The 14,099-nt window shown below is 69.4% G+C and carries 12 protein-coding genes; 3 read left to right on the plus strand and 9 right to left on the minus strand.

The window, feature by feature from the left end; genetic code table 11:
- Positions 1 to 64: 64 nt before the first annotated feature.
- On the minus strand, positions 65 to 1,210 hold the full coding sequence (locus DIE04_RS00820; RefSeq protein WP_124572897.1) for a glycerophosphodiester phosphodiesterase: 1,146 nt from the start codon (positions 1,208 to 1,210) through the stop codon (positions 65 to 67).
- A gap of 426 nt (positions 1,211 to 1,636) precedes the next feature.
- Here DIE04_RS00820 and DIE04_RS00825 point away from each other — a divergent pair, with 426 nt between their 5' ends.
- Both DIE04_RS00825 and DIE04_RS00835 read left to right on the plus strand, forming a co-directional pair.
- Complete coding sequence (locus DIE04_RS00825) at positions 1,637 to 2,701, plus strand: phytoene/squalene synthase family protein (RefSeq protein ID WP_124484928.1); 1,065 nt, start codon at positions 1,637 to 1,639, stop codon at positions 2,699 to 2,701.
- A 503-nt stretch (positions 2,702 to 3,204) separates the two neighbouring features.
- Positions 3,205 to 4,425 carry a porin gene (locus tag DIE04_RS00835; protein ID WP_044842995.1) on the plus strand — a complete coding sequence of 407 codons (1,221 nt, stop codon included), beginning with the start codon at positions 3,205 to 3,207 and terminating at the stop codon, positions 4,423 to 4,425.
- Positions 4,426 to 4,650: 225 nt separating this feature from the next.
- Here DIE04_RS00835 and DIE04_RS00840 read toward each other — a convergent pair whose 3' ends face one another.
- The 8 genes from DIE04_RS00840 to DIE04_RS00875 all read right to left on the minus strand — a co-directional run bounded on the left by DIE04_RS00840 (position 4,651) and on the right by DIE04_RS00875 (position 12,749).
- Complete coding sequence (locus DIE04_RS00840) at positions 4,651 to 6,141, minus strand: efflux transporter outer membrane subunit (RefSeq protein ID WP_124519546.1); 1,491 nt, start codon at positions 6,139 to 6,141, stop codon at positions 4,651 to 4,653.
- A 10-nt stretch (positions 6,142 to 6,151) separates the two neighbouring features.
- Entirely contained in the window at positions 6,152 to 7,306 is a 1,155-nt protein-coding gene (locus DIE04_RS00845; protein ID WP_044842997.1) for an ABC transporter permease, read from the minus strand.
- Complete coding sequence (locus DIE04_RS00850) at positions 7,303 to 8,274, minus strand: ABC transporter ATP-binding protein (RefSeq protein ID WP_124484925.1); 972 nt, start codon at positions 8,272 to 8,274, stop codon at positions 7,303 to 7,305. Before DIE04_RS00850 ends, DIE04_RS00845 begins: the two co-directional genes overlap by 4 nt.
- The gene (locus DIE04_RS00855; RefSeq protein ID WP_124484924.1) at positions 8,271 to 9,236 is read right to left on the minus strand and encodes an HlyD family secretion protein; all 966 of its coding nucleotides are present in this window, start codon (positions 9,234 to 9,236) and stop codon (positions 8,271 to 8,273) included. Before DIE04_RS00855 ends, DIE04_RS00850 begins: the two co-directional genes overlap by 4 nt.
- Positions 9,233 to 9,931 carry a TetR/AcrR family transcriptional regulator gene (locus DIE04_RS00860; RefSeq protein WP_124519544.1) on the minus strand — a complete coding sequence of 233 codons (699 nt, stop codon included), beginning with the start codon at positions 9,929 to 9,931 and terminating at the stop codon, positions 9,233 to 9,235. The genes DIE04_RS00855 and DIE04_RS00860 overlap by 4 nt, the downstream gene beginning before the upstream one ends.
- Before the next feature lie 363 nt (positions 9,932 to 10,294).
- Entirely contained in the window at positions 10,295 to 10,720 is a 426-nt protein-coding gene (locus tag DIE04_RS00865) for a cupin domain-containing protein (protein ID WP_124484922.1), read from the minus strand.
- A gap of 12 nt (positions 10,721 to 10,732) precedes the next feature.
- Positions 10,733 to 11,170: a carboxymuconolactone decarboxylase family protein gene (locus tag DIE04_RS00870; RefSeq protein ID WP_044843002.1), complete on the minus strand. Its 438-nt coding sequence runs from the start codon at positions 11,168 to 11,170 to the stop codon at positions 10,733 to 10,735.
- A 94-nt stretch (positions 11,171 to 11,264) separates the two neighbouring features.
- Positions 11,265 to 12,749: a PLP-dependent aminotransferase family protein gene (locus tag DIE04_RS00875; protein ID WP_124519541.1), complete on the minus strand. Its 1,485-nt coding sequence runs from the start codon at positions 12,747 to 12,749 to the stop codon at positions 11,265 to 11,267.
- Positions 12,750 to 13,047: 298 nt separating this feature from the next.
- Here DIE04_RS00875 and DIE04_RS00880 point away from each other — a divergent pair, with 298 nt between their 5' ends.
- A complete protein-coding gene (locus DIE04_RS00880) occupies positions 13,048 to 13,965 on the plus strand; it encodes a LysR family transcriptional regulator (protein WP_124519539.1) in 918 nt (305 codons plus the stop codon).
- Positions 13,966 to 14,099: the final 134 nt, after the last annotated feature.

Consider the following 14,099-nt stretch of genomic DNA (forward strand, 5'->3'; position numbering starts at 1 on the left):
GCGATGCGCCGCGCCCGGTTGCCGGATGTTCAGCGGCTCATCGTATGCGGCACGTTCAGCGCGCTCAACGCTTGAACGTATCGACGGCCGTGCGGCCGACGGCCGGATCGTCGGTGAAGAAGCCGTCGATGCCCGCGCGCAGGTAGGCCTGGATCTCGCGCACCGAGCCCGCGGTGTTGCGCGTGGCCGGTGTACCGCCGTCCTTCAGCGACGCGGGCAGGAAGTTGTTCTCCGGACGGAACGTATACGGATGCACGACGAGGCCGGCTGCGTGCGCGTCACGCACGTACGACGTCGGCTGCTGCAGCGTGCCGTCCGCGGCCACCGCGATGATCGACGTCTTGTACGGGCCGACGCCGTTCGCATAGGACGCGATCTCGCGCATCCCGTCGCGCGTCGACAGGTCGCCGTAGGTGCGCTTGTCGTTCGCTTTCACGAAGTCGTACGGACGCTGGCCGGCTTCGTCCATCAACTGCACGAGCTTCCAGTTCGGCTGGCTCGACTTGATCCGGTTGCGGATCGCCTTCAGGTTCGCGACCTTGAACGACTGGATGTAGACGGTCGCCGTGCGCGCCGTGTACGGATCCTTCTGCAGCGCGTCGACGAGACGGTCCTCGAGCGGCAGGCCGATCGACTGGAAGTAGGTCGGGTGCTTGGTTTCCGGATACAGGTGGATCGTGCGGCCGGTCTGCGCGGACATCTGTTTCGCGAGCGCGACGATCTCGTCGAAGGTCGGAATCTCGAACTGGTCGTTGTACGCGGTGTTCGCCGGGCGCACCTGCGGAATGCGCTCGCGGGCACGCAGCGTCTTGAGCTCGGCGAGCGTGAAGTCCTCGGTGAACCAGCCGGTCAGCTGCGTGCCGTCGATCGTCCTGGTCGCCTTGCGGCTCGCGAACTGCGGCAGCGTCGACACGTTCGTCGTGCCGGAGATCTCGTTCTCGTGGCGCGCGACGAGCACGCCGTCGCGGGTCGCGACGAGGTCGGGCTCGATCACGTCCGCGCCGTCCTCGATCGCCTTGCGGTACGACGCGAGCGTGTGCTCGGGGCGCAGCGCGCTCGCGCCGCGATGGCCGACCACCTGGACCTTCGCGGAGATCGGCCGGGCGGAATCGGACGCCGAGACGTCGTCGCCGCCGCAGGCGGCAAGCAGGACGGCGGCGGCACAGGCGAACGGGATGCAGCGCAGGGCGGTCGGGCGCGGGAAGAGCATGTCGATGAACCTTCGGAACGGAAGTCGGTGAAAGGGCAAGCGGTCCGGCGATGCGGGGCCGCGTGAGCGAACGGGACGCGATCGTCGCACCGGATCATTACATATGTATTACTTGCGCCTTTCTGTTTTGTTGTCGCGTCAGGCGCGAGAATTGCGGGAACACGTCGCGGTCGAGACGGTGCGATCCGCCCGTCGCCGCCAGCCGGCGCCGCGATCGTCGCGCCGACGCGGTTCGGCGGTCACGCGCCCACTTCGTCGGACGGATCGCGAGCGTGGTCGCCGGATGCACTAAACTTGCGGGACTTTTGCATCGCCGCGCCGGGCCGACACCCGCCCGCGCACGGCGATGCGGCGACTCGCGGGCCGGCGCGGGCGCCCGGCGCCCGCGTGCGTCCGGGGCCCGCGCCGGCCGATTTTTACCGACCCATGACGACGCATACCGATCCCGCCTACCTGCTCGGCGACCTGCTGAAGAACGTTTCCCGCTCCTTCTACCTGACGCTGCGCGTGCTGCCCGACGGCATGCGCGACCCGGTCGGCCTGGCCTACCTGCTCGCGCGCGCGGCCGACACGATCGCCGACACGGCGCTGGTCGCGCCGGATCGCCGCGCGGCGCTGCTGACCGACCTGCGGAACGAAGTCGAGCGGCTCGGCGACGGCGCGGCGCTGTCGCGCTCGCTCGAGGACGTGACGCGGATGCAGACGGATTCGCACGAACACGTGCTGCTCGGCTCGATGCAGCCGATGCTCGCGCTGCTGCGCGCGCAGCCGGATGCGGACTGCGCATCGATCCGCAAGGTCGTCGCGACGCTGACGTCGGGGATGGAATTCGACCTGCGCACGTTCCCCGACGAACAGTCGGGCCGCGTCGCGTCGCTGCCGAACCGTGCCGAGCTCGATCGCTACACGTACCTGGTCGCCGGCTGCGTCGGCGAATTCTGGACCGACATGACCGGCGCGCACACGCGCGCCGCGCGCGGCTGGGACGTGCCGGACATGCGCGAGAAGGGCATCCGTTTCGGCAAGGCGCTGCAGATGACCAACATCCTGCGCGACTGCGCGAAGGATCTGCGGATCGGCCGCTGCTATCTGCCGGAGGACGTGCTGGCCGCATACGGCGTCGGCGTCGCCGACCTGATGACACCCGATGCGTCGGCGCGCGCGCGCGGCGTGCTGGTCGACCTGCTGCGCGTGACGCTCGACCAGTATCGCGACGCGTGCCGCTACACGCTCGCGATTCCGCGCCGCTTCGTGCGGCTGCGGCTCGCGTGCCTGTGGCCGATCATGATCGGCCTCGAAACGCTCGAACTGCTGGCCGGCCACGATGCGTGGCTCGATCCGGCGACGCCGGCGAAGGTGCCGCGCAAGCGGATCTACCGGATCATGGCGTCGTCGCTCGCGCTCGTCGGTTCGAACGCCGCGATCCGTGCGCGGATCACCGCGCTCGTCGACGCGGTGAACGCGCGGATCGCGCAGCCGTCCGCGCGCTGAATCGCGCTGAACGATGCCGGCGCGTGGCGCGACCTGCATCGGCATCGCCCCTCGGCCCGCGTTCGCCGGGCCGCTCACGTCTCCCGTCCGATGGTCCGCACGCGGACTGAAACGTTTTCACGATTTCGCTTCCCGAAACGTGGGTGTCATGAATGTCAGCGATCCTGCGCGGCGGCGTGAATCGCGGCGTCAGCCGCGCTCGCGCATTCGTAAGAAGGTTGTTGCCGAGGGCGTCTGACGACATTGGACGGTCGCGATGCACCAGTAAAAATGTAAAGCTAGGGTTTTCACCGGGAAATGTCGGAAAGGCCCGCTGCGTAAGCGTTTTCAGGTGTTATGTAACCGTTTGGTGAACCCCCGCGTTGCGTCGATCATACGATGACCGACCGCACATGTTGGGAAACGATTGGTAATCCGTCAGAATCGCACCGGCATGTACTCGCACATGTGTCAGTCATAAAACCACACCAGAAAAGAAATCATTCTTTGAGGACGGAGAATCAATGAAAAAGCGCGTCGCTTTCGCCATGACGGCAGCGGGTCTCGCAGCCGCTACCGCAGCCCACGCCCAGAGCAGCGTGACCCTGTACGGTATCGTCGATAACGCTATCGCCTGGCAGAACAACTCGTCGGCCACCAGCGCGGTTTCGGGCGGTCACTCGAAGGTGCAGATGGCCACCGGCATTTGGGCAGGCAGCCGCTTCGGCCTGAAGGGCAGCGAAGACCTCGGCGGCGGCACGAAGGCGATTTTCCAGTTGGAAGCCGGCTTCAACGCGAACAACGGCTCGTCGCAATGGACGAACGGCATCTTCACGCGTCAGGCGTGGGTTGGTCTGACCAACGCGACGTACGGTACGCTGACGGCCGGCCGCCAGTACACCGCGTACTACACGCTGCTGTCGCCGTATAGCCCGACGACCTGGCTGACCGGTTACTACGGCGCGCACCCGGGCGATATCGACTCGCTCGACACCAGCTACCGCGCGAACAACTCGCTCGTCTACATGTCGCCGAAGTTCTACGGCTTCACGGTCGGCGGTTCGTACTCGCTCGGCGGCGTGGCAGGCAGCTTCAACCGCGGCTCGACCTGGAGCGCGGCGGTCCAGTACCTGAACGGCCCGGCAGGCATCGCGGTTGGCTATCAGCGCATCAACAACGCGACGCTCGGCGGCGGCGTGTGGGGCGCGAACTCGACCGCGCAAAACGGTCTGGATTCGAGCGGCAACGGTGCGGAGCAGGCCGTGTCGTCGATCAACGGCGGCTACAAGACGGCACAGTCGCAGCAACGTGTCGCCGTGACGGCCGGTTACCAGTTCACGCCGGCGTGGGACATCTCGGTGTCGTACTCGAACGTCCAGTACATCCCGGGCAACCTGTCGGCATTCCACAATACGGCGATCTTCAACACGGCGGGCGCAGTGCTGCACTGGAAGGCAGCGCCGCAGTGGGACTTCGCGGCAGGCTACTCGTACACGCGTGCGACCCAGTCGAACGGCATCTCGAGCTCGGCCAAGTACCATCAGGTCACGCTGTCGCAGTACTACAGCCTGTCGAAGCGCACGGGCCTGTACGCGGTTGAAGCGTATCAGCACGCTACCGGCAACACGATCAGCGGCCTGACCGGCGGCATCGTCAATGCAACGACGTCGATCGGCGACGGCGTGGGCGCAGGTTCGAAGCAGAACCAGATCGCGGCCGGCGTCGGCCTGATCCACCGCTTCTGATGCCGCGCGGCGCGCGAGCGCCGCTTACGGCTTGCGGTACGAAAACCGGCCTTCGGGCCGGTTTTTCCATTTGCGGCACGCGTTGCGCGTATGCGGGTTCGGTCATGGATGGTCGTCGAATGGAAGCGCGCGGCGACGGCTGTCGAGCCCGACAAGTGTGCCGCTCATGCGGTGCATGACGTGCAGGCCGGCAATGCCCGGTCGGCGCCGACGCCGTCGTGTCGATCACCGCGCCGCATCATCCATCCAGTTCCCCGCCAGCGCCTGGAACAGCGCCGCCGTGTCGGCCAGCCGGTCGGCCTGCGCGCGCGTGCGGTCGAGCGCGGTCTGCAATGCCTGCCGCTGGGCGTCGAGCAGCGCGAACGCGCTGATCCCGCCCGCCGCGTAACGGTCGCCGGCGATCGCGTTGCCTGCCGCCGCTTCCCGTGCGGCCGTGTCCCGCGCTTGCAGCGCCGTCGCATCGTGTTCGACCGCGCGCATCGCGTCGGCGACCTGCTGGAGCGCCAGCAGCACGGTTTCCCGATAGCTCGCGAACGCGGCGTCGTACGCGGCTTCGGCCGCGCGCTTCCTCGCGTGCAGCTCGCCGCCATGAAAGAGCGGCTGCGTCAGGCCGAGGCCGACATTCCACACATTCAGCCCGCTCACGATATCCGCGATGCGCGTGCGTTCCGAACCGATCCCCGCCGAAATCGAAAAACGCGGATACAGGTTCGCGGTCGCCACGCCGACGTTCGCGCTCGCCTGGTGCAACACGGCCTCCGCCGCGCGGATATCGGGGCGTTCGCGCGCGAGCGTCGACGGCAGTGCGACCGGCAGCGTGCGCGGCAGCGTGAGCGCGTCGAGCGCGAGGTCGGGCAGCCCGGCACCGGACGGCGGCGCGCCCAGCAGGATCGCGAGCCGGTGGCCGGCCTGCGCGTAGCGGGCCGCGAGCGGCGGCAGCGAAGCCTGCGTCTGCGCGAGCAGCGTGCGCTGCGCATGCACGTCGGCCTGCGATACGCCGCCCGCCGCGAAGCGTGCGTCGACGATCCGCAACTGCCGGGCTTGCGCGTCGACGAGCTGCCGCGTGAGCGCGATCTGCTGCGCGAGCGACGCGCGCAGGATCGCAGTCGCGACGACGTTGCCCGCGAGCGTCAGGCGTGCGGCGTCGAGCAGGTACGCCTGATAGTCGACCTGGGCGCGCAACGCCTCGAGCGCGCGCCGGTTGCCGCCGAACACGTCGAGCGCGTACGACACGCTCACCGACGCGTCGTACAGCGTGAACGGCCCGGGATTCGGCACGTTGGCGGGCAGCCCGAATGCAGTGATGTCGACCTTCTCGCGCGTGGCGGACAGGTTCGCATCGACGCGCGGCAGCATCGTCGCGCCGGCTTCGGCCGCGTGGTTCTGTCGCGCTTCGTCGAGCCGCGCGCGGGCCTCGGCGAGCGTCGGGCTGTTGTGCCACGCGGTATCGACGAGCCGGTTCAGCGGTGCCGAGCCGAACGCGGTCCACCACTGTTGCGGCGTGTGCGCGGCCGATGCGAACGTCTGCGCGTCGCCGGCCGGGCCGCCGGCGGCGGCCGTCGTGACCGGCGGGTCATCGCGCGTGTATTGCCGTGTGGCCGGCGCGTCGGGCGTGCGGAAATCCGGCCCGACCGTGCAACCGGCGACGAGCAGCGCAACGGCTGCCCATGCGCTGCGGCGGGCGGCGGGACGGGCGCGACGCGAAGCCGGTTTCATCGTGCGGCTCCTAGTCGAGCGTGCGCCGGTAGAAGCGCAGCGCGACGCCCATCACGACCAGCGTAAACAGCGCGACGGGCCACACGGACGGCCACAGGTCGGCCCAGCCGTTGCCTTTCAGCAGGATGCCGCGCACCAGGCGGTTGAAGTAGGTGAGCGGCAGCAGGTTGCCGATGAACTGCGCCCACTTCGGCATCCCGGCGAACGGAAACATGAAGCCCGACAGCAGGATGTTCGGCAGGAAGTAGAACACCGCGAGCTGCATCGCCTGCAACTGGTTCTGCGCGAGCGACGACAGCGTGATGCCGACCGTCAGGTTCGCGGCGATGAAGAGCAGCGCGGACAGGTAGATCGCGACCATGCCGCCGACGAACGGCACGTGGAACACGAAGCGCGCGGCCACGAGGATGATCGACACCTGGATCAGCCCGATGAACACGTACGGGACGATCTTGCCCGTCATCACCTCCAGCGGCCGCACGGGCGTCGCCAGCAGGTTCTCCATCGTGCCGCGCTCGCGTTCGCGCGTGATCGCGAGGCCCGTCATCATCACCATCGTCATCGTCAGGATCACGCCCATCAGGCCCGGCACGACGTTGTACTGCGTGATGCCTTCCGGGTTGTACAGGCGGTGCAGCACGATGTCGAACGCGGCCGGGCGGCCGTTCAGGTGCGCGAGCGGGCCCGTCAGGTCCTTGTCGGCGACGGGTTGCACGAGGCCCGGCAGCGCGCCGAGCGCCGATGCGGTCGCGACGGGGTCGGTCGCGTCCGCCTCGACGAGCAGCGACGGGCGCTCGCCGCGCAGCAGCCGCTTCGAGAAGTCGGCCGGCACGCTCAGCACGAACTGCACGTCGCCGCGTGCGAGCGCATGCCGGCCGGCCGCTTCGTCGGGCAGCGTCGCGACGATGTCGAAATACGCGGAATTGCGCATCGCGGCGATGAAGCTGCGCGCGAACGGGCTCGAGTCGGCGACGATCACCGCGGTCGGCAGGTGCTTCGGATCGGTGTTGATCGCGAAGCCGAACAGCGCGAGCTGGATGATCGGCACGCCGACGATCATCGCGAACGTCACGCGGTCGCGGCGCAGCTGCAGGAATTCCTTCAGCACGATGCTCCACCAGCGCGCGACCGAGAACGCGTCGCGCAGGCCCGTCCACGTGCTCATGTCGCCGCTCCGCCGGGCGGCCCGGATGCGCGGCCCATCATGTAGATGAAGACGTCTTCGAGCCCGGTGTCGATCGGCGAGACCTGCAGCTGCGCGTGACCGTTCTCCTGCGCGCCGGGCTGCGCCGCGACCTGCGCGAGCGTCGCGTCGAGCAGCGCTCGATCGCGGCCGCTCACGTGCAGCGTCGAGCCGAACACGACCGTCTGGTCGACGCCCGGCATCGTGCGCAGGCGCGCGGACAGTTCCGCCAGGTGCCCGCCGGTGACCGTGCGCGTCGACAGGTGCTGCGACGCGACGATTTCCGCGGCCGTGCCCTGCGCGAGCAGTTCGCCGGACGCGATGTACGCGAGCTTGTGACAGCGCTCGGCCTCGTCCATGTAGTGCGTGCTGACGAGTACCGAGATGCCTTGCGCGGCCAGCCGGTGCAGCTCTTCCCAGAAGTCGCGGCGCGCGGCCGGATCGACGCCGGCGGTCGGTTCGTCGAGCAGCAGCAGCTCCGGCTCGTGCAGCATGCAAGCGGCGAGCGCGAGGCGCTGTTTCCAGCCGCCCGACAACGCGCCCGTGAGCTGGTCCGCGCGGCTCGCGAGACCGAGCCCGTCGAGCGCGCGCGCGACAGCCGCCTGACGATCGGGCATCCCGTACACGCGTGCGACGAAATCGAGGTTCTCGCGGATCGACAGGTCTTCCCAGTACGAGAAGCGCTGCGTCATGTAGCCGACGCGGCGCTTGATCTGCGCGCTGTCGCGCACGATGTCGTAGCCGAGACAGGTGCCGCTGCCCGAGTCGGGCGTGAGCAGGCCGCACATCATGCGGATCGACGTCGTCTTGCCGCTGCCGTTCGGCCCGAGAAAGCCGAAGATCTCCCCGCGCGCGACGCGCAGCGAGACGTCCTTCACGACGTGCTTGTCGCCGAAGCGCTTGTTCAGGCGGTCGACGTCGATCGCATACGGGGCGGGCGGTGCGTTCATCGCATCCTCACGGCGACGGGCTGGCCCGGGTGCAGCTTCGGCGCGTCGGCGACGGCGGGGCGCGCCTCGACCATGAACACGAGTTTGGTCCGGCTCTCGTTGCTGTAGATCACGGGCGGCGTGTACTCGGCCGCGCGCGACACGTAGGTGACGCGCGCGGGGACGTCGGCCGGGCAGCCGTCGCAGCGGATCGCGACCGTGCGCCCCGGCGCGATCGATGCGACGGCGGCCTCCGGCACGAAGAACCGCACTTTCAGGTTCTGCGGCGGCAGCATCTGCACGACCGGATTGCCGGCCTGCACCCATTCGCCGACGCGGTACAGCGTGTCGTACACGCGCCCGGCGGCGGGCGCGGCGACGCGCTTCTGGTCGAGTTTCCATTGCGCTTCGGTGACGGCCGCCTGCGCGGCATCGACCTGCGCGGCCTGGGCCGCCACCTGCTGCGCGCGGCCCGGCAGGCGCGCGACGTCGACCTGGTTCTGCAACTCGCGCACCTGTGCGGCGGTGGTTTGCGCGGACGTGCGCGAATCGTCGAGCTGCTGCTTCGACAGGCCGCCGGCCGCGTACTGGCGTTCGTCGCGCGCGAATTGCGCGGCGGCCCGCGCGGCCTGTGCCGCGGCCTGCGCGAGCTGGGCCCGCGTGACCGCGACTTCCTGCGGGCGCTTGCCGGTCTGCAGGTCGGCAAGCTGCGCGCGCGCGGCCTCGAGCTGGTGTTGCGCCTGCCGCAGCGCGGCCGTTTCGTTGACGGCTTCGAGCGAGAACACCGGCGCGCCGGCCGCGACGGCCTGGCCGCGTTCGACCGACAGCTGCGTCAGCGTGCCCGCCTGCGACGACGACAGGTATACGAACTCGCCTTCGACATAGCCCTGAAAGGTCGCGACGTCGTTCGCCGGCCGTCCGCAACCGGCGAGCAACGCGACGGCGGCGGCCAGCGCGAACTGCAGCGGGCGGGCCGCGTTCACGACGGCCTCCGTCGCGAATGCGCGTCGGGATCCGGCGCCGCGGCGGGCGGTTGCATGCCGGAACCGAGCAGCGCGCGGACGTGGCGCTGCAGCACGTCGCGATCGATCGGCGGCAGGCCGCGCGCGCTCTGCCACAGCTTCGCGGTGGCGAGCGGCAGCATCACCAGCGCGATGATCGAATGGAACAGGAACGCGGGTTCGAGCGCGGGGTTCAGCGTGCCGGCCTGCTGCGCGACGCGGATGCGCTCGGCAAACCGCCCGACATGCTCGAGCGGAATGCGCCGGATCATCCGCTCGCGCAGCAGCCCGCCCTCGTGGACGATCTCGCGCAGCCAGATCGACGGCAGCCAGGGCATGCGATGCGTGACGTCGAAGAAGCGGTCGACGAGCTCGGCGACGAGCGCGAACGGATCGTTTTCGATGTGCGGCGCGGTCGGCCGCCACACGAACGCGATGACCTGCGCGAGCCGCTCCTCGACGATCGCGTCGAGCAACTGCTCGCGATTCGTGAAGTAGTAGTGAACCATCGCCGACGTGACGCCGGCGGCCGCAGCGATCTGCGCGACCGTCGTCGCGGCGATGCCGCGCTCGGCGAACAGCTGCATCGCGACGTCGAGCATGTGGTCGCGCAGGTCGAAGTCGTCCACCGACGGGCGGCGCCCGCGCGGCCTGGCAACGGTGGATTTCGCGTTCATGAAATCGACGCTAATTGATGAGTTAGTTAATTTCAAGGCAGGGTTTTCGCCCGCGTTGATCGCGATCAGGCGAGTGGCGAATGGCGGGGCGGACGGGCGGGGCTGAGGGTAGGGAACGGGCGTGCGCCGGCGGTGAAGTGTAGGGAGCGGCTAATGGGGAAGACGCGGGAACTGGCGGGTGATCGACGGGTGAAATGTTGGTCGAACCGTGGGTGAAACGGCTGGCGAAACGGCAAGCGAAACGGCAAGCGAAACGGCAAGCGAAACGGCCGAGCCCGATACCTGCGAGGAAGTCGCGCGGCACGGGGCGGGACGCCGGCCGTGCAGCACGGCGGCGCGCCCGACGCGGCACGGCCTCCTAAATCACTGATCGATCGGCGACTTCAGCGGCACATGCTCGCCCGTCAGCCCGAACACGACAATTTGCGCGGGCTCGGTCGCGCTCGCGTTGCGCGACATCTGGTGGCGCGAACCGGGCGGCTCGTACCAGCCTTCGCCGGTGCGATAGCGGCGCACCGGGCCGTCGTTCACCTGCGACAGCACTTCGCCTTTCGACACGACCGCGAACACCGAGCCGAGGTGCTTGTGCGCTTCGGATGCCTGACCGGGCGCATAGTCGACGGTCGCGACGACGGCGAGCTTGCCGGGCGCTTCGGGCACGGCCTGTTGCATGATCGCGTGCACGCTGTCGCCGGTATCGTGCGCGCGGGCGGCGGCCGGCAACGCGGCGCCGAGCGCGAGCGACGTGCACAGCATCGCGCGGCGGAGCGTGGGGCTGGAGCGCATCATCGTCGTCTCCCCTTACTCGGGCATCTTGCGGAACGCGATCGCGAAGCGGTTCCACGTGTTGATCGTCGCGATCAGCATCGACAGCTCGAACAACTCCGTGTCGCTGAAATGGGGCTTCACGGCTTCCCACACGGCATCGGGCACGTGGTTGTCGGCGACCAGCGTCAGCGCTTCGGTCCATTCGAGCGCCGCACGTTCGCGCTCGGTGAAGAACGGCGTTTCGCGCCAGACGACGACCGTCGCCAGGCGGCGATCGGTTTCGCCGCCGTTGCGTGCGTCGGTGGTGTGCATGTCGACGCAGAACGCACAGCCGTTGATCTGCGACGCGCGCAGCCGGACGAGTTCGGCGAGCGGCTTCTCGATCGAGCTTTTCGCGAGGAATTCCTCGGCGTTGCGCATCACCTTGATGGCGTTCGGGCTGGCGGTATAGAAGTTCAGACGCGGTTGCATGGCAGGTCCTGTTCGGTTGGATGCGCCCGGTGGCGCGACAGGACCCACTTTAAGCGTGCCACTGGCCTGCTTGAATGGCCAATTCCTGGAAAATTCAGGTAACCAGTGGCGGTCCGCCGACCCGGCCTGAATCCAGCAGCGCGGCCAGCTTCGCGAGCGCGGTGTCGATGCGCAGCGCGTCGATCCCGCCATAGCCGAACAGCAGCCCCGCGCGGGCCGCCGAGCCGACGTGGAACGCGGTGATCCCGTACAGGCCGATGTCGTGCTCACGCGCCGCGCGGACCAGCGCGGCTTCGTCGAGCCCCGGTTTCAGGTGCGCGGCGAGGTGGATGCCGGCGGTCGGCACGATCGTGTCGAACCACGGCGCGAGGCCGCCGCGCAGATGCGCGAGCAGCATCTTGCGGCGCGCGTCGTAGTGTTTCTGCACGCGCCGCAGGTGCCGCGCGAAATCGCCTTCGAGCATGAAGCGCGCGAGCGCCGCCTGCGTCAGCGTGCAGGTGTGCCAGTCGACGATCTGCTTCGCCTTGGCGAGCGCGCCGCGCAGCGCGCGCGGCGGAATCGCGTAGCCGATCCGCAGTTCAGGAAAGATCGTCTTCGAGAAGGTGCCGACGTACGCGACCAGACCCGTGCGGTCGAGGCTCTTCAGCGATTCCACCGGCCGGCCTTCGAAGCGGAACTCGCCGTCGTAGTCGTCCTCGATGATCACCGCGCGGCGGCGCTGCGCCCATTCGAGCAGCGCGACGCGCCGCTCCAGCGTCATCGGCATCCCGAGCGGGAACTGGTGCGACGGTGTCACGTAGACGAGGCGCGCGTCGTCGGGCAGCCGCCCGGTGACGAGGCCGTGCGCATCGACCGGCACGCCGATCACCGTCGCGCCGAGCGACGCGAACGCCGCGCGCGCCGGCGGATAACCGGGATTCTCGACCGCGACGACGTCGCCGGGCCGCACGACCACGCGTGCGATCAGGTCGAGCGCCTGTTGCGCGCCTTGCGTGACGAGCACGTCGTCCCAGCCGCACGCGACCGCGCGGCTGAACGCGACGTAGCGCGCGATCGCGCCGCGCAGCTGTGGATCGCCGGCCGGCGCATGGTACTGGCCGGGGCCGCGCGCCTGCTGGCGCAGCGCGTGATGCAGGCAGCGGCGCCATGCGTCGAACGGAAACAGTGCCTTGTCGGTCACGCCGCCGCGGAAGTCGAACGCGGGCGTGTCCGGCGGGGTGGGCATCGCGAGCGCGTCGGGCAACTCGTCCCACAGCGCGCGTGCGTCGACGGCATGGACGGGCGGCGCGTCCTCGACGAGCGACGGCGTCGCGGCCGCCGCCGCGTGCGGAACCCGCGCCAGGCCGCCGGCGACGAACGTGCCGTCGCCCGCGCGCGTGTTCAGGTAACCCTCGGCGACGAGACGTTCGAACGCGTCGAGCGTCGTCTTGCGCGACACGCCGAGCTGCTTCGCGAGATCGCGCGTCGACGGCAGCCGGGCGCCGCCTTCGAGCCGCCCGTCGACGATCGCGGTGCGCAACTGCCGGAAGATCTGCCCGGTCAGGTCGTGACGGCCTTCGATGCGGATCGCGATGTCCATCGTAGTGGTTACCTCGAATGCGGAAATATGACGTCGATCAGCATACCGGAAGTTCATGGCCGGATCGGCGTTCGCGCATGCGCGGGCGGCATCGCTCGGCCAGGGCACGCGCGTGGCGTCGAGGGGGCAGGGAAAGGCGGCACCTGGCACGCAACGCGCGCCGGATGCGGCAAATGGCACGGCGCGCTGCGGTGCCCCGGCCGGCACGGCATCCGCCCGCTGCCGGCAGTGCCATTCGATTGCGTTGGCGCCCGCCGCTGCCTTACGATCCACCAGACCCCCCGACCGGAGTGCGCTCATGCTGTCCGAAGACGAACTCGCGCTGCTCGATGCGATCCGCGCCACCGGCAGCCTGTCGCGGGCGGCCGCACGGCTCGGCAAGGCGCCGTCGACCGTGTCGCACGCCGCGCGGCAGCTCGAAACACGCTTCGACGCGCTGCTGTTCGACCGCCGCGGCTACCGGCTGCAGCTCACGCCGGCCGGCCAGCTGCTGACCGACGAGGCATCGCGCCTCGCGCTGGACGTCGCGCGGCTCACGCAGCGCGTGCGGCAGGTCGCGAGCGGCTGGGAGGACCGGCTGTGGATCGTCAGCGACGAGGTGCTGGAATTCGATACGCTGCTGCCGGTCGTCCGCGCATTCGATGCGCTCGATTCGGGCGTGTCGCTGCGTTTCACGCACGAAGTGCTCGGCGGCACCTGGGAAGCGCTGCGCGATGGTCGCGCGGATCTGGTCGTCGGCGCGACCAACGAGCCGCCGGCGATTCCGGGCTTCAAATGGTTCGAACTCGGCGCGATGGAGTGGGTGTTCGCCGTCGCGCCGCGCCATCCGCTGGCGTCGGCGGGCGTGCGGCTGACCCGGGACGCGATCGGCGCGCATCGCGCGGTCGTCGTCGCCGACTCGTCGCGGCAGGCCGTCGGCCGCGTGTACGGGCTGCTCGGCGGACAGGCGGTGCTCGCGGTGCCGTCGATGCGCGCGAAGATCCTCGCGCAGCGCGACGGGCTCGGCGTCGGCTGGGTGCCGCGCCGGCGGGTCACGTCGCTGCTGGCGCGCGGCGAGCTGGTCGAGAAGGAAACGGCTGATCCGCGCGAGCCGAACGTGCTGTACGTCGCGTGGCGCGGCGACCGCGACGGCCGCGCGCTGCAATGGTGGCTGGAGCAACTGCGCGAACCGCGGCTCGCGCAGCGCCTGCTCGACGGGATCGACGTGTCGGGCTGAGCGCGCCGGGCCGGCACGCGCCTGACGGCCGGGGCAAACACGTTCGAAGATTTCGCACGTGTCTGCCGCGCCGGTCGTACGGCAAGGCCGGGCGCCGCGCGCATCCTGTGTTCACGGTCAACTCACCGGTTCAA

The sequence above is a fragment of the Burkholderia sp. Bp8994 genome, assembly GCF_003853805.1.
Lineage (GTDB): Bacteria > Pseudomonadota > Gammaproteobacteria > Burkholderiales > Burkholderiaceae > Burkholderia.

Coding starts and splice junctions, on each gene's coding strand:
- DIE04_RS00820 (WP_124572897.1), bottom strand. CDS start 1,210: ATGCTCTTCCCGCGCCCGACCGCCCTGCGCTGCATCCCGTTCGCCTGT.
- DIE04_RS00825 (WP_124484928.1), top strand. CDS start 1,637: ATGACGACGCATACCGATCCCGCCTACCTGCTCGGCGACCTGCTGAAG.
- DIE04_RS00835 (WP_044842995.1), top strand. CDS start 3,205: ATGAAAAAGCGCGTCGCTTTCGCCATGACGGCAGCGGGTCTCGCAGCC.
- DIE04_RS00840 (WP_124519546.1), bottom strand. CDS start 6,141: ATGAAACCGGCTTCGCGTCGCGCCCGTCCCGCCGCCCGCCGCAGCGCA.
- DIE04_RS00845 (WP_044842997.1), bottom strand. CDS start 7,306: ATGAGCACGTGGACGGGCCTGCGCGACGCGTTCTCGGTCGCGCGCTGG.
- DIE04_RS00850 (WP_124484925.1), bottom strand. CDS start 8,274: ATGAACGCACCGCCCGCCCCGTATGCGATCGACGTCGACCGCCTGAAC.
- DIE04_RS00860 (WP_124519544.1), bottom strand. CDS start 9,931: ATGAACGCGAAATCCACCGTTGCCAGGCCGCGCGGGCGCCGCCCGTCG.
- DIE04_RS00865 (WP_124484922.1), bottom strand. CDS start 10,720: ATGATGCGCTCCAGCCCCACGCTCCGCCGCGCGATGCTGTGCACGTCG.
- DIE04_RS00870 (WP_044843002.1), bottom strand. CDS start 11,170: ATGCAACCGCGTCTGAACTTCTATACCGCCAGCCCGAACGCCATCAAG.
- DIE04_RS00875 (WP_124519541.1), bottom strand. CDS start 12,749: ATGGACATCGCGATCCGCATCGAAGGCCGTCACGACCTGACCGGGCAG.
- DIE04_RS00880 (WP_124519539.1), top strand. CDS start 13,048: ATGCTGTCCGAAGACGAACTCGCGCTGCTCGATGCGATCCGCGCCACC.